We start from the raw sequence: 23,837 nt of genomic DNA on the forward strand, positions 1-23,837 counted from the left end.
ACCGCCGCCCGCGCGCCCCCCCCGCGCATTTCTCCCCGGGCCCGTGGCGGGGCCCGGGCTAACCCCATCGCGTTGTGCCGGGGCCCCCCCACAACCCCCGTCTGTTGAGCGGGGCCCCCTCCTAACCCGTCAGCGGCCGAGGACGCTGCCGCCGTTGACCCCGAGCACCTGCCCGGTGACGTAGCCGGCCGCCGGGCCGGCCAGGTAGCGGATCGCCTCGGCGATGTCGTCGGGCAGGCCGGCGCGCTTGACCAGGGTCGCGTCGACCCGCTTCGCGTGCCCCTCCGGGGTCATCCGGTCGCCGAAGAACTCGGTCTCGGCGACGTATCCGGGGCTGACCACGTTGACCGTGATCTGTTCCGGACCGAGCTGCGCCGCCAGGTCGTACGCCCAGCCGTGCAGCGCCGCCTTCGCCGCCGAGTACGGCCCGCCGCCGCCCCGCTGGGCGGCGATGGAGCTGAGCAGGATCACCCGCCCGCCGGGGCGGCGCAGCGCCGGCAGCAGCGCCTCGGTGAGCAGTACGGCGGTGAGCACGTTGGCGTCCAGGTTGGCCCGCCACTGCGCGGCCACGCCGGCCAGCGTGGCGGTGTCCCCGCCCAGGTAGCCGCCGGCGTTGTTGACCACCACGTCGACGGTCCGCTCCCCGACTGCCTCGACCACCCCGGCGAGCTGGGCCGGGTCGGTCAGGTCGGCGGTGACCGCGCTGACCGCCTCCGGCCGCCCGCACGCCGCCGAGATCCGCTCCGCGGCCACCAGCAGCACATCCGCCCGCCGCCCCACGATCAGCACGTCGTACCCGTCGGCGGCGAGCGTCTCCGCCACCGCCGCCCCGATCCCGGTCCCCCCGCCACTAACGACGGCCAACCGCTCCCCCATCGCCACCCCCTACTGCCGTTGATCAAGGAGTTTGCGTCATCCTACGGCGGATTCCCGACGCAAACTCCTTGGTCAACAGGGCCGACGCACGGCGGGCGGGGGCGGAGGGCTGGGGGGCGGGGGCCGGGAGGGGTCAGCGGCGGCGGGGGAGGGCGGTCAGGAGGGGGTGCAGGCGGGTGCGGAGGCTGGCCAGGCCGCCGGGGAAGAAGTAGACGGCCAGGATGAAGACGGTGCCGAGGACGAACAGCGGCTGGCTCAGCGGGTGGCTGAGGATGGCGGGCAGGCTGTTCACCGCGTCGGACGTGCCGAAGGCGGTCAGGCGGTGGTCCAGGTACATGTAGAGGACGCCGCCCAGCACCGGGCCCCAGCGGGTGCCCGGCCCGCCGAGCACCACCATGACCAGCAGCGACAGGGTCAGCTCGGAGGACGTGATGTGCGGGCTGGCGCCGCCGACGATCAGGCAGTAGACCACCCCGGCCGCCGCGGCCAGGCCGCCGGCCAGGGTGAACGCCACCAGCTTGAAACGGTACGGGTCGAGCCCCAGCACCCCGATCCGGCGCTCGTCGTCGCGCAACCCGGCCAGCACCCGCCCGGTCGGCGAGCCGCTCACCCGGTGCACCACCAGCACCACCACGGCCAGGTACGCCAGCGCCAGCCAGTACAGGTTGACCGTGTTGGTCACCCCGACCAGCCCGGCCGGCAGCCCGGACACGTCCAGCGGCAGCCCCTCCTCGCCGCCGGTGAGCCCGCCGAAGTCGCGGGCCACCAGGATCGCCCCCACCTGGGCGAAGGCCAGCGTCACCATGGCGAAGGCGATGCCCACCGTACGGAGCGCGATGGCGCCGAGCAGCGCGGCCAGGACCGTCGCGCCGGTGATGGTGAGCAGCGCCGCCTGCCACAGCGGCAACCCGGCCCGGGTGATCAGGATGTCGGTGCCGTACACCCCGGCGGCGAAGTAGAGCGCGTGGCCGAAGGAGAGCAGCCCGGTCCGGCCGAAGAGCAGGTCGTACCCGGCGGCGAGACCGCCGAAGACCAGGCAGACGGCGAGCAGTTGCAGGGTGCCCGGCGAGTTCAGCGGCCCCTCGAAGATCCCCGGCAGGGTCAGCGTCGAGTACGGCACCGCCAGCGCCGCCGCCAGCGCCACCAGCGGCAGGTACGGCCGCAGCCCGTGCCAGCGCGAGGGCCCCGGGGTCAGCTCGTCGGGCACCCGGGCCGGCGGCGCCTCCACCACGGATCCGGTCATGCGGTTGCCACCTTTCCGGCGAAGCCCTGCGGGCGCAGCAGCAGCACCACGGCCAGCAGCGCCACCACGCAGACGTCGCCGAGGCCGGAGGGGCCGTAGTAGTTGACGAACTGTTGCAGCAGCCCCACCGCGACCGCCGCGTACGCGCACCCGACCACCGAGCCCAGACCGCCGATCACCACCACGATGAAGGCGAAGATCAGCAGCGAGCCCCCCTGCCCGGGCGAGACGTTGCCGAAATAGACGGCACCGAAGGCGCCGGCCAGCGCGGCGGCCGCACCGCCGATCGCGAAGACCAGGGTGAACGCCTTGCGGACGTCGATGCCGAGCGCGGTCACCATCTCCCGGTTCTCCACGCCGGCCCGAATGATCAGGCCGTACCGGGTCCAGCGAAGGAAGGCGAGGATCGCGCCGAGCACCAGCACCGCGGTGATGATCAGCAGCAGGCCCCCGTTAGGCACCTGCGCGCCGAGGATGCTGGTCACCTGCCGGGTCCACTCGGGACGCGGGAAGGGTCGGGCGTCGGCGCCCCAGGTGGCCTGGAGCAGCGCCACCCCGGCCAGCGACAGCCCGACGGTGACCAGCACCTGCTCGATGGTGCGGGAATAGAGCGGGCGGATCAGCACCAGTTCCACCAGCACCGCCATCAGCGTGCCGGTGGCCACCCCGAAGGCGACCGCGACCACGAACCCGAAGCCGTCGGCCCCGGCTCCAGGCAGGTTGCCGGCCGCCCACCAGGTCGCGTAGGCGCCCACGCCGAGGAAGAGACCGTGCGCGAAGTTGAGCACGTCGGCCAGGCCAAAGACCAGCGACAGCCCGGAGGCCACCAGGAAGTAGAGCGCCGCCAGGCCGAGCCCGGTCAGCGCCAGCAGGACGACGGTGTCCATCAGGGGAGGTCCTTCCGCGCGGCGGCGGGGGCCGCCAGCTCACTCCGGGCGCTCGGTGCGTGCGCCTCCGCCGAGCCCACCCCGAGCAGCGACCGGGTCAGCGCGGCCTCCCGCAGCAGCTCCTGCGCGTCGCCGGTCCAGGCCACCTGGCCGGCGGCGAGCACCACCGCTTCCTGGGCGAGCCGGCGCACCACGGCCAGGTTCTGCTCGACCAGCAGCACCGGCACGGACTGCGCCACCCGTTCCAGCACCTCGGTCACCTCCGTCACCACCTTCGGCGCCAACCCCTTGGTCGGCTCGTCGACCAGCAGCAGCCTGTTGTCGTTGAGCAGCACCCGGCCGATCGCGAGCATCTGCTGCTGCCCGCCGGAGAGCGAGCCGGCCCGTTGCCGTCCGCGCCGGTCCAGCTCCGGAAAGAGCGCGAAGACCCGGTCGTACGCCGGGGTGGTGCCGCGCCGCTCGGCGAGCCGCAGGTTCTCCGCGACGGTCAGCGCCGAGAAGACGCAGCGGTCCTCCGGCACGTAGGCGAGCCCGCTGCGGATCAGGCGGTGGGTCGGCTGGGACAGCAGGCTCTGGGTGCCCATCCGGACTGTGCCGCGGACCTCGCCGTTGCGCGGGGTCAGCCCCACGATGGCACGCAGCGTGGTGGTCTTGCCGACCCCGTTGCGGCCGAGCAGCACGGTCACTCCGGTCGGCGCGACCGCGAAGGACACCTTCTGGAGGATGTGCAACCCGGCGATCCGGACCGACAGGTCCTCGACCGCGAGGACTGGTTCACTCACTGAGCCACCCCTTCGTTCGCGACTGCGGGGCTCGCAAACCCGGCTCGCTCCTCGCGCTCACAGTGCTTCTCCCAGGTACGCCTCCTGGACAGTGGCATTGGCCATCACCGTCTCCGGGGTGTCGCAGGCCAGCAGGGCACCGTGGTGCATCACGGCGATCCGGTCGGCGAGCTCCAGGATCACGTCCATGTGGTGCTCGACCATCAGCACCGACCGGCCGCTGTCGCCGGTCAACGAGCGGATCACCTGCACCAGCTCGGGTACGTCCTCCGCACTGACCCCGGCCATCGGCTCGTCGAGCAGCATCACCCGGGGTTCGCCAGCGAGCAGCAGGGCGATCTCCAGCTTGCGCTTCTCGCCGTGGGCGAGGGTGCCGGCGAGCGCCGTACCCCGGTGTGCGAGGCCGACCCGGTCGAGCGCCGCGTCGGCGGCGGCGGCCACCTCCCGGTCGGCCGCCGCCCGCCGCCACAGCTTCATCGAGCCCCCGCGGTGCGCCTGCACGGCGAGCCGAACGTTCTCCCGCACGCTGAGCGAGCCGAAGACCGAGGACGCCTGGAAGGTACGACCCAGCCCGAGGCGGGCCCGCCGGTACGGCGGGAGGGCGGTGATGTCCTCCCCGTCCAGCAGGATCCGGCCCTCGGTGGGTGGACGCAGGCCGCTGATCAGGTTGAACAGTGAGGTCTTGCCGGCACCGTTGGGCCCGATGACGCCGAGGAACTCCCCGGGCGCCAGGTCGAGGTGGACGCTGTCGACGATGGCGACCTCACCGATCCGCCAGGTCAGACCGCGGGTGGCGAGCACTGATCAGCCCTTCATCTGGGTAACCGGCGGCGCGGTCTCGTCACCGGTCAGAGTCTTCTCCGCGGTCGCCGTGAAGGCGGTGCCGCTGCCCGAGAGCTTGGCCTGGTACATCGGCTGAAGCAGCGCGTGGTCCTCGGGGCGGATCGTCATCTTGCCCTTGACCCCGTCGAAGCTCCAGCCCTCCAGCGCGGCGATCATCTTGTCGACGTCGTCGCCGCCGCCCTCCTGCACGGCCCGCACGATCATCTGGGCGGCGTTGAAGCCGTCTGGGTGGAACAGGTCGACCGTTCCGCCCGGGATCTTGGCCGCGGCGGCCTTGGCGGCGTCGGTGCTGCTGGCCCCGTCGAAGTAGTGCGCCAGGAAGGAGATCTTGCTGCCGGCCGTGCCGAAGGTCGGCCACGACGCGCGGAGGTCCAGACCGGTCACGACCTGGGTGGACGAGAGGACGCCCTGCTGGTCGAGGGTCTGCCACATCGCCGGGGCGGTGGCGCCGGCCCAGGCCACGAAGATCAGATCGGGCTTCGCGGCCTTGATCTGGCTGGCGAACGGGGTGAACTCGGTAGCGCTCGCGGGAGCGCGGACGCTGCTGACGGTCGCGCCGGCGCCGCCGATCACCGCCTTGACGGCGGCCTCGTTGGCGTCGCCGAACGCGCCCTCCTGGGCGAAGACGACGACCTTCTTGCCGGCCGCGTCGCCGATGAACGACTTGGCGGTCACCACGTCCTGGTACGACTGCCGGCCGGAACGGAAGGTGTACTTGTTGGCGCCGGTGATGGCGTCGGTTGCGGCCGGCCCGGAGATGAACAGCACCTTGTTCTGGGCGGCGATCGGGGCGACCTGCAGCGCCACGCCGGAGGAGCTCGACCCGCCGATGATCTTGTAGCCCTTGCCGATCAGGTCCTTGGCCGCCGAGACCGCCTTGGCCGGGTCGCCGGCGTCGTCGACCTCGGTGATCTCGATCTTCCGGTCGCCGACCTTGCCGGTGCCGTTGGTGGCGTAGTCGAAGCCGGCCTTCAACCCCTCGATGTACTGCTTTCCGTAGCTGGCCAGGGGGCCCGACTGGGCGTAAACCAGACCAACCTTGACCGGGGCGGCGCTGTCGCCGCCGCCGGAGGCGGTGTCCTGCGGGCTGCCACAGGCGGTGGCGGCCACGGCCGCCGCCATCATCGTGGCGGCGGACAGGAACGCCCGCCGCGTCGTCCGGACCGTCATTGCGACTCCACGTGAGGACTCGGAGGTGGGGGGAACTCTATGTGTCGGCTCACGCTAGAAGTGACCTCACCCACGGGCTATGTGGTGGACGCACACAAGTGACGATTGTGAGGTGGCCGGCCGTAACAACCGCCGTCGACCGGTGAACGGCTCGGTCAACGCCGGTGGCCACCGGCACCACCGGTCGGTGCGCGGCTGTGTCGCGGCCCGCCACCCGGTACGGCCCAAAGCGAAACGCTCCGGGCACCGCGTGCGGCGCCCGGAGCGTTTCGGCGTACGGGTCAGTCCTGGATGGCCACCTTCCGGCGCAGGCGGCTGGCGCCGATCAGCAGCATCCCGGCGGCCAGCAGGCCACCACCCAGGGAGACGGTCTGGGTCGTGGTGTCGCCGGTCACCGGCAGCTCGGGCTTGCCGTGCTTGCCGTCCTTGCCGCCGTCCCAGCCTCCCTTCTCGTCCTTGTCGTTCTTATGGTCCTTGCGGTGGTCGAACTTGCCGTCTCGGATGCAGACGGTGACGGTGACCGGGTCGGAAACCACGGCCTTGTCGCCGAACTTGCCGGTCGCCCGGGCGGTGTTGACCACCTTGCCCTTCTTGACGTCGGCCCAGGTCACCACGTGCGGGTTGACGGCGTGGCAGTCGGTGCTGGTGCCCGGCGCCAGCGTGGTGCTGTTGCAGACCACCGGCCCGGCGGTCGGGTCGTTGACCGCGACGTTGGTGATCGTCACCGTGCCGGTGTTGGTCACCCGGTAGGTGTAGAAGATCTTGTCGCCCTTCGCCGCGAAGCCGTCGTTCTCGCACTTGTTCTTGCAGTCCGACTCGACCCGGGCCTTCTTGTCGATCGACAGGCTGGCCTGCGCCTTCTGGGTGGCGACGGTGAAGGTGACGGTGTTGGACGGCACCGTCTGCTCGCCGAACCGTCCATTCGCCTCGGCGGTGTTGACGATCTTGCCGGCGGCCACGTCGGCCTTGGTGACGGTGTACGTGCCGGTGCAGGTGGTGCTCGCCCCCGGCGCGAGCGACGTGGCCTGGCAGGTGATGCCGGTGACCGTGTCGTCGGTGACCGTGATGTTGGTGATCGGGTCGGTCGTGCCGGTGCTCTGGTTGGTCACCGTGTAGGTGTAGGTGACCTTGTCACCGGCCTGCAGGCCACTGGTCGGCGACCCGGTCTTGGTCAATCCGAGCCTCGGGTTCACCGTCGGGTTCGAGGCGGCGCAGGTGTGGCTGAGCACGAAGAAGTCGGCGGTCCCCGAGATCACCGCGGTGGCACCGGTGAGCGTCCAACCGGCCGGAAGCCGGATCCACGCCTTGCTGGTGCCCATGTTGTTGACGATGGCACTGTTGGGAGCGGTGGGAATCGTCCGGGTGACGGTGCCACCCGGCGTGCTGAACGTCGCCGTGACCGACACGAACGTCCCGCTGGTCTCCGGGTTGCCCGGCAGGTTGAACACCCAGACGTCCTCGTTCGCGAACGGCCCGCCGCCCAGGTTGGGATCGCAGTTCTGGGTGGCTTCGGCAGCCGTCGTCGGCACGTTGCCCGGGTTGATGCTGATCGTTTCGGCGGCCAGGGCCGGCGCGCCGCCGAGCAGTGTGCCGATCAGCAGCGCGGCCACACCCAGCAGCCCGCCGAGGCCGGCGCGCTTCTGAAGCCCAGGAATTCTTTTCATCTACATCCCCCGTGTCGGTAAAAACAACAGGAGAAAAACTAGCACCAAACGGTCGAAAGTTCACGGAAAGGGATAATTCCTACGTCTTCGTCTACCGATGCCGCACCGACCCGCATGGCCCCTCATGGTCGGCCAATCCCCGGCACCGGCGACCACGGTCGAGCAGCCGATCGCAGAACACCCAGTGCCGCACGCCCTGGGCATCCTCCGTCGAAACGGTCACTCCGCCCGAGTCCAGACCGACCATGAAGGCGACCGCACGGGTGATCGCCCGGGCGAACCGCAACGCCGCCGGCAGGTCGGCCGCGACCACCGGCAGGTGTACGACGAACCGCTCCCCGCTCACCGCCGGGCACCCGGCGCGAACCGCGACTGCCAGCTGCGCAGCGCCCGCTTGATCCGTACGTTCTCCTCGGCGGTCAGCACCAGCTCGCGCTTGGTGGCGGCCAACTCGGCGGCGACCCGGTGCAGGAACGCGTGCACCTCGGCCGGGTCCAGCCCGCGCCGCACACTGCCGGTCGGTGATCTGCGCGGCGGTCAGCGGGCGGCACGACGCCGCGCGGTACCAGCCGACGTTCGGCGGACGCCGCAGGGCCCGCCGCCGCCGGAACCGCAGGCGGAGCAGGTTGAAGTCGATGCGCACCGGACACTCCTTCCAGGACGGACGACACTGGAGGGCGGCCGGTCCGCACCCGGGCACGGACCGACCGCCGGCCCCGCGACCGCAGCCCACCTCGGCGGTACGACCCCGGAGCCAACTTGCGAAGCCCGATCCCCGAGGTTTGCCGAACCAACCGGAGCCGGACACCCAGAGGCTACACAAGTTATTTGTGTAGGTCGACCCCGGACCGTGACGACACGTCAACTTGTTGCACTTGCTGGTGTAGGCCCGGCATGATCGGAGACGCCGAACCAACCGGAGTCCTCACCATGCCTACAGCCGAAGCACCGTATCGACAGATCGCGAACGACCTCACCGCCAAGATCAGGAGTGGTGAGTTGAAGCCTGGCGACAAGCTGCCCTCGACCCGCGAACTGGCCGAGGCGTATGGCGTCCACATGAACACCGCATCCCGGGCACTGTCCCTCCTGCACGACCGCGACCTCATCACCGGCCATCCGGGCCGCGGGACCTACGTGGCCGAGCGCCCCGCACAGTAGGGCTCTCGTCGCCTACCAACTTGACGTCACAAACGAATCAGCGAGATCGATCAGCCCGCCGGCCCGGCCCGAGTGACCTTCGGCACCGGCTCGATGAGCAGCGAAAACACACTGCCCGCGGGGCAGGCCGAAACCACCGCCCAACCGGCCTGATTCGTTCACGTCATCAAGTTCGTAGCGTCCCAGAAGGACCCCCACCACCCCGCACCGCGCGCTCACCACCGCACCGGGTGCCGGCACCCGGCCACACGAGGCCACCCGGGCGCCCGCGCCGCGCGCCGCCCCGCACCGCGCGCCGCCCCGCGCCGCGCACCCGCTACCCACGCGCACGCCACCGCACGACCGACCATACGGACGGCCCGGCCCCGGAACGGCGCGTGGGGCCCGGCCGGAGCCGGACCCCACGGAACCACCGGCCGCAGCCGGATCTAACGGAAACAGTCGTGCTGGTCAGCGGCCCGCGCGGGCCGCCACGGCGGTGTCCGGCTGGTCGGCGAAGACGCCGTCCAGGCCGAGGCCGAGGAAGAACTCGTACTCGGCGGTGATGTCGCCGCGGGCGTTCGGGTCGGCGCCGATCCGGAAGTCGACCGGCAGGAACTGGTTCTCCACCCGGAACGTCCAGGCGTGCACCACCAGCTTCACCCGGTGCGCGTCCCGGATGACGGTGGTCGGGGCGAGCAGCCGGCCGGTGGCGTCCCGGGGCACGAGCAGGTTCTTGTTCGCCCCGATGCCGTCGGCGTACTTCGAGATCCAGGCCAGACCGGCGGGCTTGGCCAGGTCCTGGTAGGTGCGCGCGTCACCGGCGACGGAGAAGTCGTACGGGCGGCCGGTGGCGTCGAGCAGCTGGACCAACCGTACGTCGATCATCCGGTCCAGCTTGCGCAGGTTGGCCGTCTCGAAGGACTGCACGAAGACCGGGTCGTTGCGGTGGGTGAGCCGGTTGGCCTCCAGCACGGCGACCAGCGGCTCCTCCAGCGGCAGCCCGATGGCCGCGAAGTAGCTCGGGTGCTTGGTCTCCGGGTAGACGCCGATGGTCCGGCCGCGCGCCGTGGACTCGGTCCGGGCCAGGTCGATAACCTCCTGGAAGGTCGGCACCTGGAACATCCCGTCGAAGGCGGTGTTGGCGACCCGCACCTGGGGCAGCCGCTCCTTGGCCCGCAGCGTCTTCAGCTCGGCCAGGGTGAAGTCCTCGGTGAACCAGCCGGTGACCGACGCCCCGTCGATGGTCTTCGTCGCCTTCCGGCCGGCGAACTCCGGCCGGGCGGCCACGTCCGTGGTCCCCGAGATCTCGTTCTCGTGCCGGGCGACCAGCACGCCGTCCTTCGTCGAGACCAGGTCCGGCTCGATGTAGTCGGCGCCCATCCGGATCGCCAGGCGGTAGGCCTCCAGGGTGTGCTCCGGGCGGTACCCGCTGGCGCCCCGGTGCCCGATCACCACCGGGCGCGCGGCCTCCCGGGACCGCTCCGGCTGCGGGTCGGCCGACGCCACCGTGGGCACCACCACGGCCGCCGCCAGCAGCGCCCCGGCCACGCCGAGGGCGGAAAGGGTACGTCGCATCGCCGTCTCCTGTTCGTCGAGGGATGCGCACAGCAGACCGGCCCCGGCTGGCCGCCAGTTGGTCGACGGCTGACCGGGAGGTGAATCTCCGGGATGCGGGTTTCCGCACCGGGCCCGAGCGGAAAGGGAAAGATTGTCTGGTGCGCCGGTTTCTCCGTCATCCCGTACGGCTGGTGCCGTTGGGCTTCCTGGCGGTGATCCTGCTCGGCACCGGCGTGCTGATGCTGCCCTGGGCGGACAGCGAGCACCGGTACACCCCGTTCGTCACCGCGCTGTTCACGGCCACCTCGGCGGTCTCGGTGACCGGCATGGCCGTCAACGACACCCCGACCTACTGGAACAACTTCGGCCTGGTGACGATCACCGTGCTCACCCAGGTCGGTGGCCTGGGCATCCTCACCGGCGCCGCGCTGGTCATCCTCGCCGTCTCCCGGCAGCTCGGGCTGCGCAACCGGCTGCTGGTGCAGGCCGAGACCGCGGAGTACGGCATCGCCGACGTACGGTGGCTGCTGCTGCGGATCGCCGCCACCGTGTTCACCACCGAGGCGCTGATGACCGCCGTCATCGCCGGCCGGCTCTGGCTGGCATTCGACTACCCACCCGGCCACGCCCTCTGGTCGGCCGTCTTCCACTCCGTGCAGGCGTTCAACAACGGCGGCTTCACCCTCTACCCGAACGGGCTGCTGGCCTTCTCCCGGGACCCCTGGATCATGCTGCCGCTCGCCCTCGGCGCGATCGTCGGCGGGCTCGGCTTCCCGGCGATCTTCGAGGCGGTCCGCGAATGGCGGCGACCGCGCGGCTGGGCGGTCGCCACCAAGCTCACCATCTGGGGCAGCGCGGTGCTGCTGGCGGTCGGCTTCGGCTACCTGCTGGTCGCCGAGTGGACGAACCCGCGCACCATCGGCAGCTTCGACGCGGCGGGTAAGGTGCTCGCCTCGTTCAGCCAGATCGCGCTCAGCCGCACCGGCGGGTTCGACGTGATCGGCGTCGGCAGGCTCACCGAGGAGAGCTACCCGATGCTGATCGCGACGATGTTCATCGGCGGGGGCAGCGCCAGCACCGCCGGCGGCATCAAGGTCTCCACGTTCTTCCTGCTCGGCTTCGTCATCTGGGCGGAGCTGCGCGGCGAGCCGGACGTCACGGTCGGCCGCCGCCGGGTCGCGGTGGCCAGCCAGCGGCAGGCGCTGACCGTGGCCCTGCTCAGCGTGGCCCTGGTCGTCGCGGGCACGGTCGGCGTGATCATCCTCGTCGAGCAGGTCCGGTACTACACCGTCCTGTTCGAGGTGACCTCGGCGTTCAGCACCACCGGCCTGACCGTCGGGCTCACCCAGCGACTACCCGAGGCGGGGCAGTACCTGCTGACCGCCCTCATGTACATCGGCCGGATCGGCCCGCTCACCCTCGGCTCGGCGATCGCCCTGAACACCCGGCGCCGGCTGTACCGCTACCCGGAGGAGCAACCCATTGTCGGCTAGACGTACGGACGACAGCCCCGTCGCGGTGATCGGCCTGGGCCGGTTCGGCTGCCACCTCGCCGGATCCCTGACCCAGCTGGGCCACGAGGTCCTCGCGATCGACCGGTCCCCGGACCGGGTGCAGCGCTGGTCCGGCCAGCTCGACCGGGTGGTGCAGGCGGACGCCACCGAGGAGGACTCGCTGCGCCAGCTCGGCATCGCCGACTTCCGCCGGGTGGTGGTCGCCATCGGGGCGTCGGTGGAGGCGAGCGTGCTGGCCGTGCTCGCCCTGACCGAGATCGGCGTGCCGCAGATCTGGGCCCGGGCCACCTCCGGGAAGCACGCCAAGATCCTGTCCTCGGTCGGCGCGCAGCACGTGGTCTTTCCCGAGGCGGAGACGGGCGAGCGGGTGGCCCACCTGATCGTCAGCCGGATGCTCGACTTCATCGAGTTCGACGACGACTTCGCGATCGCCAAGCTGCGGGTGCCCGGGTCGCTCGCCGGCCGCCGGCTGCGGGAGGTCGCCCCGGTCGAGCGGTACGGCGTGATGGTGGTCGGCGCGAAGCTGCCCGGCGAACGGTTCTCCTACGCCTCCCCGGACACCGTGCTCGCCCCGGACAGCGTACTCATCGTCGAGGGAAGCATCGGCCAGGTGCAGCGGTTCGCGGCCCTGGCCTGACGGCGGCCCTCACTTCTTCGGGCCCTTGCCGGCGGCGGACTTCTTGGCCTTGCCCGGCTCGCCTCCCTTCTTCGCTACGCTCCCGCTTTTTTTCCTTCGCCCTTGCCCTTCGCGGCCTGCGCGGGCTTGCCCTTGGGTTTCGGCTGCTTGCTCTTCGCGCCGGCGCCGCCGCCGCTACCCGTCGCCTTCGCGGCCGGCGCCTTCGCCGCCGTCGTCTTCGGGGCCGCCGGTTTTGCGGGCGGGGTGGGGACCGAGCCGGCCACCCCGGCGACCTCCACCCCGCAGGTGGTGTCGCCCAGCCGGAACTCCACCGGCAGCGGGTTGGTGCCGGTGTACGAGCCGGTCAACGCCACCTTCTGCGCGGCGCCGGGCGCCAGCGTGTCGTGCCCGGCGGCCGGGGTGATCTCCACCGTCCGGCCCGCCTGCCGGGCCGGCACCGGGGTTGCCCCGGCCACCTGCTGCCTGCCGGGGAAGGTGAAGCTCATCGTCCAGCCGCGCAGCTCGGTGCGGCCGGTGTTGGTCAGCGTCAGGTCGGCGGTGAAGTCCTTGCCGGTGTCCCGGCGCAGCACGTAGTCCACGTCGCAGGAGACGGACGCCGCGAGTCCCATCCCGGCCTCCACCGGCCGGTCCACCCCGCCGCTGGCCGGGCTGCGGGAGGTGAGCCCCCAGACCCCGGCGGTCACCGCGACCAGGCCCGCGGCGGCCACCCCGGCCTCGACCCGGCGGCGGCGGGACACCGAACGGCGGGCCCGCTCGCGGCTGCGGACGCTGGAGAACGGCAGCGCGTCGGTGTCCGTGGACCAGGGCAGGATCGTGGTGCCGAGGCTGGACAGCAGCGCCGGGTCGTGGGTGCCCGGCGCCGGCGAGACCGGCACGGCCGCGAGCACCCCGGCCGCGTCGGCGAGCGTACGGGCCAGTTCGGCGGTGGCCGGCCGGTCGGCGGGACGCTTGGCCAGGCAGCGGCCGACCAGCTCGGCGACCTCCGCGGGCAGCCCCGGCACGGCCGGCAGCGGGCCCGGCTCGTGGTACATGTGCGCGCGGAGCATCTCGGTCGTCGTCCGGGCCTGCCAGGGCAGCCGGCCGGTGAGCATCCGGTAGAGCAGCAGGCCCACCGCGTACACGTCGGTGGCCGGGGAGACCTGGCCGTTGTTCAGCCGCTCCGGGGCCAGGTAGGCCGGGGTGCCGAGCAGCGCGCCGTCCGGCCCCTTGTCGCTCTCCCCCACCAGCGCCGAGATGCCGAAGTCGACCACCTTGACGCCGGTCGAGGTGAGCATGACGTTGCCCGGGGTGACGTCGCGGTGCACCACACCCCGCGCGTGCGCGGTGGCCAGCGCCGAGGTCACCTCCGCGCCGATGGTCACCGCCTCCCGCCAGGGCAGCGCCCCGGCGGCGAGCCGGGCGCTGAGCGGGGCGCCGTCCACCAGCTCCATCACCACGTACGGCACGGTCAGCCCGACCTGCTCGGACTCGCCGTAGTCGTACACGTTGGTGATGTTGGGGTGACAGAGCCGCGCGGCGGCCTGGGCCTCCAGCCTGATCCGATGCCGGAATGCCTTGTCGCTGGCCAGCCGGGAGGCGAGCACCTTGACCGCCACCTGGCGTCCCAGCACCTCGTCGTAGCCGCGCCAGACGACCGACATGCCGCCCGCGCCGAGCTGTTCGATCAGCCGGTACCGCTCATCGAGCAGTTGTGCGCCGTTCCGTGGAGCTCCACCCATGGTTCGAGCTTTTGCCCGCCGACCCTCCGGCTACACCTCTGCGGTCGGAATCGGTCAGGAATGTCACCCGATCAGGCGGTCGCGAGCAGTTGGTCCACCGGTGCGAAATCGTCGGTCAGCACCAGCGCGTCGCCCACCCATTCGTCGAGCGCGGCGCCGTCCAGCAGCACCGCCGGCTCGGTGAGGCCGCCGACCCGCCGGTCGAGCGCGGCCAGCGGCAGCGGCGCGTCGGAGGCCACGATGACGAAGTTGCTGCCGTGCTGGCCGTTGATCGCGGCCGGCGGGGCGATCAGCGCGACGTGCCGGAACTCCGCGGCGACGGTGGCCAGCTCGCTGCGGATGAACCGGCCCGGCGGGTAGTCGATGACGTTCTGCTGGTAGACGCCGCCCGGGCGGAGCACCCGGCGGATCTCGGCGGCCATCTCCCGGGTGGCCAGGTGCCACGGCACCACCAGGTGACCGAAGGCGTCGCCGACGATCAGGTCGCGGCTGTCGGTGGCCTCTTCGCCGAGCAGCACCCGGGCGTCACCGACCACGGCGCGCAGCCCCGCGCCGGTGCGTACGCCCAGTTCGCGGCGGTCCAGGTCGACCAGCGCGCCGTCGATCTCGAAGACCAGGTTGTCGGTGCCCGGCCGGGTGGCGGTCAGGTACCGGGGCATGGTGAACCCGCCGCCGCCCAGGTGCAGCGCGTCCAGTGGGCGGCCCTTCGGCGCCGCCTCGTCGGCCACCGCCCCGAACCACTGGGTGTACGCGTACTCCAAGTGGGTCGGGTCGGCCAGATCGACGTACGAGTGCTGGGCGGAGTTGAGCAGCAGGAACCGGCCGGTCGGCCGATCCGGGTCGGTGTCGACCCGGGCGCAGTGGTACGCCGTCTCGGTGTCGCACGGGTTCGGGGCGATCGCGCTCAACCCCGCCCCGACCAGGCCCAGCACGGCCAGGGTGGCCTTCGCCCGGGTCGGACCGGGCAGCCCGGCCCGCCCCTGCCGCCGCAGGTACGCCCCGAGCGCCAGCCCGGTGACGCCGAGCAGCACCGCCAGCGCGATCACGATCACCGTGCTGGGCAGGGCGGCCACCAGCACGAACCCCGTCACCAGGGTGGCGGTGATGCCGCCCAGCGTGCCGATGCCGGAGAGCCGCCCCACCACCTGTCCGGTGCGGCGCAGGTCGGCGAGCTGAAGCTTGACCACCAGCGGGGTGACCGCGGCGAGCAGCGCCGCCGGGACGAAGACGGCGAGCGCGGTGAGCAGCAGGATCGCGCTGGCCGCCCCGCCGCGCAGCACCTCACCGGCGTACCGGACGATCGGCAGGGTGACCGCGGTGGCGATGCCGGCCAGCACCAGCGCGGGGGCCAGCAGGGTGCGCGGGTCCCGCCGGTCGGCCAGCCAGCCGCCGGTCCACGCCCCGTACGCGATGGCGGCCAGCGCGATGCCGATGACCGAGCTGGTCACCTGGAGGGTCACCCCGACGTACGGGCCGACCAGCCGCAGCGACACGGTCTCCAGCACCAGCACGGCGCCGCTGGACAGGAAGACCAGGAACGCGGCGAGGCCGTTCGGCAGGGCCCGGGGCCCGGCCGGGGCGCCGGCCGCGGCCTCGACCGCGACCTCGGAGGATGCGGAGTTCACCGGGGCGATGGTACGCAGCGAAACTGGGCCGCGCGGTCAGTACATCGAAACATGAACATGGTTTGTGTGGTCGGCGGCCGGACTGCCGCCGCCGCTGTACGCCCGCCAGCCCGTGTTCGGCATCCAGATCTGCCGGTACCAGATCACGTACATCACGCCGAGCCGGCTCGCGTTGTTCTTGAGGTACGAAGCCAGGCTGTCCCCGTACGCCTTGTCCCCGCCGCTGGCCGTGACGTTCGCGAAGCCGCCCTTCGCGGCGGCGAAGTCGCAGGCCCGGCCCTTGGGATGCTCGCCGTCGCCGCCGCTGCGGTGGCAGGAGACGTACCGCTGGTAGCCGGCCGACTGGGCCTGCTTGAGCATGTGCAGCGTCCGCGGCGTGATGCAGCCGGACGTGGTGGGGTCGGAGACCGAGCAGGACTCGGACGGCCAGGAGCCGTCCGAGTTGCGCGGCGCGGGCCGGGCGGACGCCGACCCGCCGCTGAACCCGGCGCCGACACCGGAGCTGACCTCGGCCAGCGCCTGCTCGGCGTCGCGCTTCCGCTTGGCCAGCACGATGACCTGCTTCTGCTGCTCGCGCACCTCGGCGTCGATGGCCAGTTTGGCCGTCCGGGCCTCGGCCCGCGCCTCGGCCAGCGCCCGCAGCCGCCGGCCGTCCCGCTGCGCCATCACATCCAGCTCGCTGGCCCGGCGGACGAAGGATTCGGGGGTGGCGCTGTCCAGCAGCGCCGCGACCGGCGTCAACCGCCCCAGCCGGTACGACTGGGCGGCCACCTCGCCGACCTGCGCGGTCAGCTCGACCAGCCGGACCTCGACGGCCTTCAGCCGGCCGGTCAGCGCCTTCTGCCGGCGCTTGGAGTTGTCCAACCGTCCCTTGGCCTCGATGTGCCCCTTGGCCGCCGCCTCCAGCGCCGTCCGGAGCTTCTTCGAGCCGCCCTCGTCGGGCGCGGCCCAGCCGGGCCCGGCGCCCGCGCCGAGCAGCAGGGCCAGGGCGGCGAGCAGGACGATCAGCGGACGGCACAGCCGCCGGGGGGAGCCGATCCTGGGCACGGTGGGTCCTTCCGTCAGGGTCTCAGGGGGCGACCAGCGCCTCGCGGGCCTCGGCCCAGATCTCCTCGTTGGCGGCGACCAGCAGCCCGCGGCCCTCGTCGGCCGGGTGGTAGTCGGCCCCGTCGAACCGGCGGGCCACCCCGCCGGCCTCGCGGACCAGCAGCACCCCCGGCGCGTGGTCCCAGGGCAGGGTGCGCCAGAAGAGGACGAATTGTTGCGCACCGGTGAGCAGGTCGAGGTATTCCCGGCCGGCGCAGTGCTGGCCGGGGAGCAGCTCGCCGATCCGCTCGCCGCCCGTCTCGGCGGCGGCGCGGTCGGCCGGGGGCAGGAACCGGGTCATCGCGGTGCCGCGCAGTGCGCCGAGCGGGGGCGCGTCGGCCGCGGCCCGCACCGGCTGCCCGTCCAGCCGGGTGCCGTGCCCCGCCCGCGCGGTGGCGAAGGTGCCGGCCAGCGGGTCGAACACCCAGGCGGCGGCCGGCTCGCCGTCGGTCAGCAGGGCCACCATCAGCGCGAACGGCCGCCGGCCGGCGGCGAAGTTGGCGGTGCCGTCGATCGGGTCGACGAGCCACACGTCGCCGCCGTCGCGCAGGTGCCGCAGCAGCTCCGGGTCCTCGGCGACGGCCTCCTCACCGACCACCACCGAGCCGGGGCGCAGCCGGCGCAGCCCGGCGCTGATCAGTTCCTCCGCCCGCCGGTCGGCGACGGTGACCAGCTCGCCGGGGGCCTTCTCGGCGATGTCGGCGTCGTCCAGCTTGCGGAACAGCGGCACCACGACATCGTCGGCGGCCTCCCGCAGCAGGCCGCCGACGTCGTCCAGCAGGGTGTCAGCCACGCGGCGGCAGCTTGACCACGCTGACGAAGAACTCGTCGATCTGCCGGACCACCGAGATGAAGCGCTCGAAGTCCACCGGCTTGGTCACGTACGCGTTGGCGTGCAACTGATAGCTGCGCAGGATGTCCTCGTCCGCCTGGGAGGTGGTGAGCACCACCACCGGGATCCGGCAGAGCTTTTCGTCCTTCTTGATCTCTTCGAGCACCTCCCGGCCGTCCCGCCGGGGCAGGTTGAGGTCGAGCAGGATCAGGTCGGGCACCACCGCGTCCGCGTACGGGGCCTCGCGCCGCAGGTAGGCCAGCGCCTCCGTGCCGTCGGAGACGACGGTCAGCCGGTTGCGGAGCTTGTGCTCCTCGAACGCCTCCTGGGTCATCAACACGTCGCCCGGGTCGTCCTCCACCAGCAGAACCTCGATCGGGCTCTTGCCGTCCGCCGGCGCGGTCATCCCACCCTCTCCTTCATGCCATCCGTTGTACCGCTCCGCGGGTCGGCCTCGCCGTCACCGGCGACCGACACCCCGTCCGGGGCCGGCGCCGGCTGCTTCGGCACCTCTGCGGCCGCTTCCCTCTCGGCGGTCCCGCTCCCGGCCGCCGCCTCGCCGGCCGGTGCGTCGCCCGCCTCGCCGGCCGGTGCGTCGCCCGCCTCGCCGGCCGGTGCGTCAGTCGCCTCGTCCCGGTCGGCGGTGGCCGCCTCGACGTCCTCGGCCCGGGCCGGGATGGTGAACCGGATTACGGTGCCCTCGTCGACGTCGGTGTCCACCCAGACCCGGCCGCCGTGATACTCGACGATCTTCTTGACGATCGCCAGGCCGATCCCGGTGCCCGGGTACGCGTCCTTGGAGTGCAGCCGCTGGAAGATCACGAAGATCTTGTCGGCGAACTCCGGCTCGATCCCGATGCCGTTGTCCTGGCAGGTGATCTCCCACTCGTCACCGACCAGCCGCGCCGAGACGTGCACCTTCGGGACGACGTCCGGGCGGCGGAACTTCACCGAGTTGCTGACCAGGTTGGCCAGCAGGTTGGTCAGCAACGGCTCCTCGCCGCGGATCACCGGCAGCTCGCTCCAGGTCAGCTCCGCGTCGGCGTACTGGCGGGCGGCCTCGGTCTGGCCGGCCACGTCGGCCATCACACTGTTCAGGTCCACCTCGGTGAACCCGGTGGTGAGCCGGCCGATCCGGGAGAAGGCCAGCAGGTCGTTGATCAGCCGCTGCATCCGCTGCGCGCCGTCGACCGCGAAGGCGATGTACTGGTCGGCCCGCTCGTCCAGCTTGCCCGAGTAGCGGCGCTGCAACAGCTGGCAGAAGCTGGCCACCTTGCGCAGCGGCTCCTGCAGGTCGTGCGAGGCGACGTACGCGAACTGCTCCAGGTCACGGTTGGAGCGGGTCAACTCCTCGGCCTGCTTCTGCAGTTGGCTGTTGACCCACTCGATCCGTTCCCGGGCCTCGCGCACCTCGGCCAGATCGCGGGCGATCTTTTGCCGCATCGCATCCACATCGATCGCGAGCCGGCGGAACTCCGGCGGGCCGGAGGCGTCGATGTGGTGCTGATAGTCACCCTCGGCGACCTCCCGCACCTGCGACGCCAACCCGGTCAGCGGCCGGACCACCATCCGCTCCAGCGACAGCACCAGCGCCGCACCGGCGAGCACCACCACCACGGCCGCGATGATCAGGAGGAGGACCAGCAGATTATTGGTCCGCTCGATGTTCCGGGCGGTGCTCTCGCGTTCCCGCAGGATCTGCTCCTGGAGGCTGCCGATGCTGGCCCGCACCTGGTCGAACTGCTGCCGGGCCGGGTCGTCGATCAACGCCTGGCCGGCGTCGGTGCCGCTGCGCTCGGTGGTGCTGATCACCGGCTCCGCCACCGACCGCCGCCAGTCCGCCGCCTGCTGCTCGGCGGCGCCCAGCGCGCTGAGCACCCCCGGATAGTCGGCGCCCAGCGACCGGATCTGGCCGACCGTGTCCCGCTCCTGCTGGAGCCCCTGCTCGTACGGTGCCAGGTCGGCCCGGTCACCGCTGACCGCGTACCCCCGGACGGCGGTCTCCTGGTCCAGCAGCGCGTTGAGCAGTTCCTGCCCCTGCACTCGCAGCGGGCCGGTCTTGGTCAGCACCGCGTCGGTGTGCTGCCGGTTGCGGGCCGCCACGGCAGCCTCGGCCACGGCCAGCCCGACCAGCAGCACGCCCACCACGGTCAGCAGCGCGAGCACCCGTCGGCGCAGGGTCCACCCCTGCTGGTACGTCTTCACCGGGTGACCTCCGTTCGCGACTGCGGGGCTCGCAGAACCGGCTCACTCCTCGCGCTCACCGACCCCGCCTCCGTTCGCGACTGCGGGGCTCGCAGAAGCGGCTCACTCCTCGCGCTCACTATCGACCACCGCCGCGGGTCACCAGCAGCATGGCCACGTCGTCGGCGAGCGGGCCGCCGTTGAGCTGCTCGGCCCGGCCGACCAGCCAGGCGGGCAGGTCGGGCAGGGACACGCTCTGGTTGCCCGGCTCCGCCAGCAGGCCGGCCAGCCCGGGCACGTCCAGCCGCTCGTCGCCGTCGCCCACCCGCCCCTCGATCAGGCCGTCGGTGTACATCAGCAGGGACCAGTCATCGGCGGCGAACTCCAGGTCGAAGGCGACGGGCCGGCGGGGCCGTACGCCGAGCAGCAGACCGCTCGGTGCCGGCACCGGCGCGACCTTACCGCCGGAGAGCAGCAGCGGTGGGGGGTGACCCGCCAGCCGGACGGTGGCCCGGTTGGCGCCCAGGTCCAGCCGGGTGGTGGCCACGGTGGTGAAGATCTCCCGGAGCCGGCGCTCGCTCATCAGCACCTGCTCCAGCGCCGGCAGCACCTCGTCGTCCGGCACACCGGCGAGGATCAGCGCCCGCCAGGCGACGCGCAGTTCGACGCCGAGCGCAGCCTCGTCCGCCCCGTGCCCGCAGACGTCCCCGACGATCAGGTCCACCCGGTCCGGCCGGGTCTGCACCACGTCGAAGAAGTCGCCGCCGATCAGGGCGGCGTGCCGGCCCGGCCGGTAGAAGGTGTGCACCGCCACCTGGTCGGTGCTCATCAGCGGCTGCGGCAACAGACCGCGTTCCAGGCGGGCCGACTCGGCCTGGCGCAGCTCCACCTCGCGCAGCCGCCGGGCGTTCACGTCGGCCCGCTTGCGCTCGACCGCATAGCGCAGCGCCCGGGTCAGCAACACGCCGTCGACCTGGCCCTTGACCAGGTAGTCCTGGGCGCCCTCGGCCATCGCGACGATGCCGAGGTGCTCGTCCGAGCGGCCGGTCAGCACGCAGACCGCGGCGCTGCTGGCCATCTCCAGCACCTGGCGGAGCCCGTCCAGCCCCTGCGCGTCGGGCAGGCCCAGGTCGAGCAGGACGCAGTCCACGCCCATCACCCGCTGCCGGGCCTCGCTCAGGCTGGTGGCCACCAGCAGGTCGATCATCGAGTTGGTCTCGGCGAGCAGCTCACCGACGAGGAAGGCGTCCCCTTCGTCGTCCTCGACCAGCAGGACCCGGAGCCGCTCGCCGGGTGGAACGGTGGCGTGACGCCCGACGCCGGAGTGCGAAAGCGCCCGGGGCACGACGGCGGAACCGGACAGGCCGGTCCCCGGGGGCGGCCGGGTCACCGCCGCGAGACGCGGGAGTTCGCTGGTGATGTCGGCCTCCTTCCGAGTGCCCTGCTGATCCTGTATTAGACAACGGTCGCACACAACACGCCGGTGTCCGGCACCGGCGGTGTGTGACGTCGCGTCGGCCGGGCCGACGTCAGGTGAGCGAACGGTCGGGCCGCGTCGTTACGGTTCCGCGCCGAAAGCCGGCGCCCAGTGCCCGTCCGGTAGGGCGGCAGGCAGGATGATGGCCACCCCCGCACCACCCCCGAGGAGCATCCGTGGGCGCACCCCCCACCCGCGCCGCCGACCGGGCGCTGAGCCGCCCGCGCCGGCGGGCGCTCGCCGCCGTCGCCGCGCTCGCGGCGCTGCTGGCCGCCGGCGCCGCCGTCCTGGTCGACCTGGGCACCCCGGCTCCCCGGCCGGCCGACGCGCCGGCGTCCGACTTCAGCGCCGGGCGGGCGTACCGGGACGTGGCGGTGATCGCGGCCCGGCCGCACGTCGCCGGCAGCCCCGCCAACGACCAGGTCCGGGCGCACGTCGAGGGCGCGCTGCGCGGCCTGGGCCTGGAGACCGACGTGCAGGACACGGTGGCCCCGGAGGCCGGGCAGCTCAGCGGCGCGGCCGGCGACGCCACCCTGGCCCGGGTACGCAACGTGGTGGCCCGGCTCCCCGGCACCGACCCGACCGGCCGGGTGTTCCTCGTCGCACACTACGACTCGGTGCAGTCCGGGCCCGGCGGCAACGACGACGCGGCCGGCACCGCCACCATCCTGGAGGTGGCCCGGGCGCTGGCCGCCGGGCCGAAACCCCGCAACGAGATCGTCTTCGTGCTCACCGACGCCGAGGAGGCCTGCCTCTGCGGCGCCTCGGCGTTCGCGTCGAGCCACCCGCTGGCCGCCGACGGCGGCGTGGTGCTCAACCTGGAGGCGCGGGGCAGCACCGGCCCGGTGATCATGTTCGAGACGTCGCGGAACAACGCGGCGCTGGTGGACGTCTTCGGCCGGGCCGCGCCGCACCCGGTGGGCACCTCCTTCGCCGTGGAGATCTACCGGGCGCTGCCCAACGACACCGACTTCACCGCCTTCCTCGACCATCGCTTCGTCGGGCTCAACTCCGCCTACATCGACGGCGGCGCGGTGTACCACACCCCGCTGGACACACCGGCGGTGATGGACCGGGGCAGCCTCCAGATGCACGGCGACAACGCCCTCGGGCTGGCCCGCGAGTTCGGCCGCACCGACCTCACCGCGCTGCGCGCCGGCCACGACGCCACGTACTTCCCGGTGCCCGGCGGGCTGGTCCGCTATCCCGGCTGGCTGACCCTGCCGCTGGCGCTGCTGGCGCTGGTCGCGGTCGGCGCGCTGGGCTGGTTCGCGGTGCGGCGTGGGCGTACCACCGGGTGGGGGCTGGCCGCCGGCTTCGGGCTGACGCTGGTGCCGCTGGTCGCCGCTCCACTCGCCGCGCAACTCCTCTGGGCCGGCATCACCACGATCCGCCCTGGCTACGCCGAACTGCTCGACCCGTACCGGCCGACCTGGTACCGGCTCGCCGTGGTGGCGCTCGCCGCCACCGTGCTGCTCGCCTGGTACGCACTGACCCGCCGCCATTTCGGGCCAGCCGCGCTGGCGTTCGGCGGGCTGGCCTGGCTGGCCGTACTCGGCGTGCTGCTGGCCGCGGAGGTACCCGGCGGGGCGTACCTCGCCAGCCTGCCGGCCCTGGCCGGCGCGCTGGCCGGCCTGGTCGCGCTGGCCACCCGGCGGGACGGCCCGTGGCCGGTGGTCGCGGTTACCCTGGCCGGCGCGGTGGCCGTGGTGATCCTGCTGCCCACGGTGGTGCTGCTCTTCCCGGCGCTCGGCATGGCGATGGGCGGGGTGGCCGCGCTCTTCGCGGTGCTGCTCGGGCTCGCCGCGCTGCCCGTGCTCGACCTGCTGCACCCTGAGGCCGGCGGGCAGCGCGGCCTGGTCGCGCTGCGGGCCCGCCGCGCCGGCGCGCTGCCGGCCGCCGCCGCCGGGCTCGCCGCCGTGGTGCTCGCCGCGGTCGGCCTGGCCGTGGACCGATTCGACGCCGCGCACCCCGTGCCCACCCATCTGATGTACGCCCTCGACACCAACACCGGCCAGGCCCGCTGGCTCAGCCACGAGGACGACCCGCAGCCCTGGACCGACCGGTACGTCGACGGCAGGGTCGGCGTCGCCGACGAGTTCCCCGCCTTGGGCGACGGCGAACTGCGCGCCGGCCCGGCCCCGGCGGCGGACCTGCCCGCCCCGAAGCTGGAGGTGCTCGCCGACACCACTTCCGCGAGCGGGGAGCGGACCTTGCGGCTACGCCTGATCCCGAAGCGACCGGTCCGGCTGACGTCGCTGCACGTAGAGATGTCCACGCTGGGCAGCGCCGGCGTGCTCTCGGCCGGTGTGGCAGGGGTACCGGTGGAGATCCCGGTCAGCCACCGTGACGAGGGGGGCTGGTGGGGGGTGGTCTTCCACGCGCCGCCACCGGAGGGCGTCGAGATCACCCTGACCCTCGACCAGCGCGGCGACCGGGTGACGCTGCGGGCGATGGACGCCAGCGACGGCCTGGCCGGGCTGCCCGGCTTCCAGGCCCGCCCGGCGGACGTCGGGATCGTCGGCTCGCACAGCTCGGAGATGCTGGCGGTGGCCCACACGTACGAGTTCTAGAGATTTCTCTGGCGCGGATGTCGAGG

At 72.6% G+C, this 23,837-nt stretch carries 21 protein-coding genes; 4 read left to right on the forward strand and 17 right to left on the reverse strand.

Annotation, left to right across the window (positions count from 1 at the left end):
- Positions 1-129 precede the first annotated feature (129 nt).
- From AB0H57_RS28285 to AB0H57_RS28325, 9 genes are all read right to left on the reverse strand, one after another.
- Positions 130-876: an SDR family NAD(P)-dependent oxidoreductase gene (locus AB0H57_RS28285; protein WP_357511623.1), complete on the reverse strand. Its 747-nt coding sequence runs from the start codon at positions 874-876 to the stop codon at positions 130-132.
- Between the two features lie 133 nt (positions 877-1,009).
- Entirely contained in the window at positions 1,010-2,119 is a 1,110-nt protein-coding gene (locus AB0H57_RS28290; protein ID WP_357511625.1) for a branched-chain amino acid ABC transporter permease, read from the reverse strand.
- Positions 2,116-3,006 (reverse strand): branched-chain amino acid ABC transporter permease, encoded by an 891-nt coding sequence (locus tag AB0H57_RS28295; RefSeq protein WP_357511627.1) that lies wholly within the window; start codon positions 3,004-3,006, stop codon positions 2,116-2,118. Before AB0H57_RS28295 ends, AB0H57_RS28290 begins: the two co-directional genes overlap by 4 nt.
- Positions 3,006-3,788 carry an ABC transporter ATP-binding protein gene (locus AB0H57_RS28300; protein ID WP_357511629.1) on the reverse strand — a complete coding sequence of 261 codons (783 nt, stop codon included), beginning with the start codon at positions 3,786-3,788 and terminating at the stop codon, positions 3,006-3,008. The genes AB0H57_RS28295 and AB0H57_RS28300 overlap by 1 nt, the downstream gene beginning before the upstream one ends.
- 57 nt (positions 3,789-3,845) lie before the next feature.
- Positions 3,846-4,589: an ABC transporter ATP-binding protein gene (locus AB0H57_RS28305; RefSeq protein WP_357511631.1), complete on the reverse strand. Its 744-nt coding sequence runs from the start codon at positions 4,587-4,589 to the stop codon at positions 3,846-3,848.
- 3 nt (positions 4,590-4,592) lie between these two features.
- Positions 4,593-5,801 carry a substrate-binding domain-containing protein gene (locus AB0H57_RS28310; protein ID WP_357511633.1) on the reverse strand — a complete coding sequence of 403 codons (1,209 nt, stop codon included), beginning with the start codon at positions 5,799-5,801 and terminating at the stop codon, positions 4,593-4,595.
- Positions 5,802-6,082: 281 nt separating this feature from the next.
- Positions 6,083-7,465, reverse strand: coding sequence for an LPXTG cell wall anchor domain-containing protein (locus tag AB0H57_RS28315; RefSeq protein WP_357511635.1), 1,383 nt, complete (start codon positions 7,463-7,465; stop codon positions 6,083-6,085).
- A gap of 91 nt (positions 7,466-7,556) precedes the next feature.
- Entirely contained in the window at positions 7,557-7,811 is a 255-nt protein-coding gene (locus AB0H57_RS28320; protein ID WP_357511637.1) for a hypothetical protein, read from the reverse strand.
- Positions 7,808-7,975, reverse strand: coding sequence for a hypothetical protein (locus AB0H57_RS28325; RefSeq protein ID WP_357511639.1), 168 nt, complete (start codon positions 7,973-7,975; stop codon positions 7,808-7,810). The genes AB0H57_RS28320 and AB0H57_RS28325 overlap by 4 nt, the downstream gene beginning before the upstream one ends.
- Before the next feature lie 420 nt (positions 7,976-8,395).
- On the opposite strand from AB0H57_RS28325, the gene AB0H57_RS28330 reads away from it, so the two are divergent.
- Complete coding sequence (locus tag AB0H57_RS28330; RefSeq protein ID WP_357511683.1) at positions 8,396-8,626, forward strand: winged helix-turn-helix domain-containing protein; 231 nt, start codon at positions 8,396-8,398, stop codon at positions 8,624-8,626.
- A 450-nt stretch (positions 8,627-9,076) separates the two neighbouring features.
- Here AB0H57_RS28330 and AB0H57_RS28335 read toward each other — a convergent pair whose 3' ends face one another.
- Positions 9,077-10,183 (reverse strand): glycerophosphodiester phosphodiesterase, encoded by a 1,107-nt coding sequence (locus AB0H57_RS28335; RefSeq protein ID WP_357511641.1) that lies wholly within the window; start codon positions 10,181-10,183, stop codon positions 9,077-9,079.
- Positions 10,184-10,323: 140 nt separating this feature from the next.
- Here AB0H57_RS28335 and AB0H57_RS28340 point away from each other — a divergent pair, with 140 nt between their 5' ends.
- Together AB0H57_RS28340 and AB0H57_RS28345 are read left to right on the forward strand one after the other, a co-directional pair.
- Positions 10,324-11,658, forward strand: coding sequence for a potassium transporter TrkG (locus AB0H57_RS28340; protein ID WP_357511643.1), 1,335 nt, complete (start codon positions 10,324-10,326; stop codon positions 11,656-11,658).
- A complete protein-coding gene (locus tag AB0H57_RS28345; protein WP_357511645.1) occupies positions 11,648-12,316 on the forward strand; it encodes a TrkA family potassium uptake protein in 669 nt (222 codons plus the stop codon). The genes AB0H57_RS28340 and AB0H57_RS28345 overlap by 11 nt, the downstream gene beginning before the upstream one ends.
- 74 nt (positions 12,317-12,390) lie before the next feature.
- On the opposite strand, the gene AB0H57_RS28350 is transcribed toward AB0H57_RS28345, so the two are convergent.
- From AB0H57_RS28350 to AB0H57_RS28380, 7 genes are all read right to left on the reverse strand, one after another.
- The gene (locus tag AB0H57_RS28350) at positions 12,391-14,034 is read right to left on the reverse strand and encodes a serine/threonine-protein kinase (RefSeq protein WP_357511647.1); all 1,644 of its coding nucleotides are present in this window, start codon (positions 14,032-14,034) and stop codon (positions 12,391-12,393) included.
- 71 nt (positions 14,035-14,105) lie between these two features.
- Positions 14,106-15,659: a fused MFS/spermidine synthase gene (locus AB0H57_RS28355; protein WP_357511649.1), complete on the reverse strand. Its 1,554-nt coding sequence runs from the start codon at positions 15,657-15,659 to the stop codon at positions 14,106-14,108.
- A gap of 36 nt (positions 15,660-15,695) precedes the next feature.
- Positions 15,696-16,664 (reverse strand): hypothetical protein, encoded by a 969-nt coding sequence (locus tag AB0H57_RS28360; protein ID WP_357511685.1) that lies wholly within the window; start codon positions 16,662-16,664, stop codon positions 15,696-15,698.
- A gap of 64 nt (positions 16,665-16,728) precedes the next feature.
- Positions 16,729-17,538, reverse strand: coding sequence for an inositol monophosphatase family protein (locus tag AB0H57_RS28365; protein WP_357511651.1), 810 nt, complete (start codon positions 17,536-17,538; stop codon positions 16,729-16,731).
- A complete protein-coding gene (locus tag AB0H57_RS28370) occupies positions 17,531-17,983 on the reverse strand; it encodes a response regulator (RefSeq protein WP_357511653.1) in 453 nt (150 codons plus the stop codon). Before AB0H57_RS28370 ends, AB0H57_RS28365 begins: the two co-directional genes overlap by 8 nt.
- A complete protein-coding gene (locus AB0H57_RS28375; protein ID WP_357511655.1) occupies positions 17,980-19,782 on the reverse strand; it encodes an ATP-binding protein in 1,803 nt (600 codons plus the stop codon). The genes AB0H57_RS28370 and AB0H57_RS28375 overlap by 4 nt, the downstream gene beginning before the upstream one ends.
- Positions 19,783-19,900: 118 nt before the next feature.
- Entirely contained in the window at positions 19,901-21,106 is a 1,206-nt protein-coding gene (locus AB0H57_RS28380; protein WP_357511657.1) for a fused response regulator/phosphatase, read from the reverse strand.
- 308 nt (positions 21,107-21,414) lie between these two features.
- Between AB0H57_RS28380 and AB0H57_RS28385 the strand changes: the two genes are divergently transcribed.
- Entirely contained in the window at positions 21,415-23,811 is a 2,397-nt protein-coding gene (locus tag AB0H57_RS28385) for a M28 family peptidase (RefSeq protein WP_357511659.1), read from the forward strand.
- Positions 23,812-23,837: the final 26 nt, after the last annotated feature.

The organism is Micromonospora sp. NPDC050686 (assembly GCF_040654475.1).
Taxonomy (GTDB): domain Bacteria; phylum Actinomycetota; class Actinomycetes; order Mycobacteriales; family Micromonosporaceae; genus Micromonospora.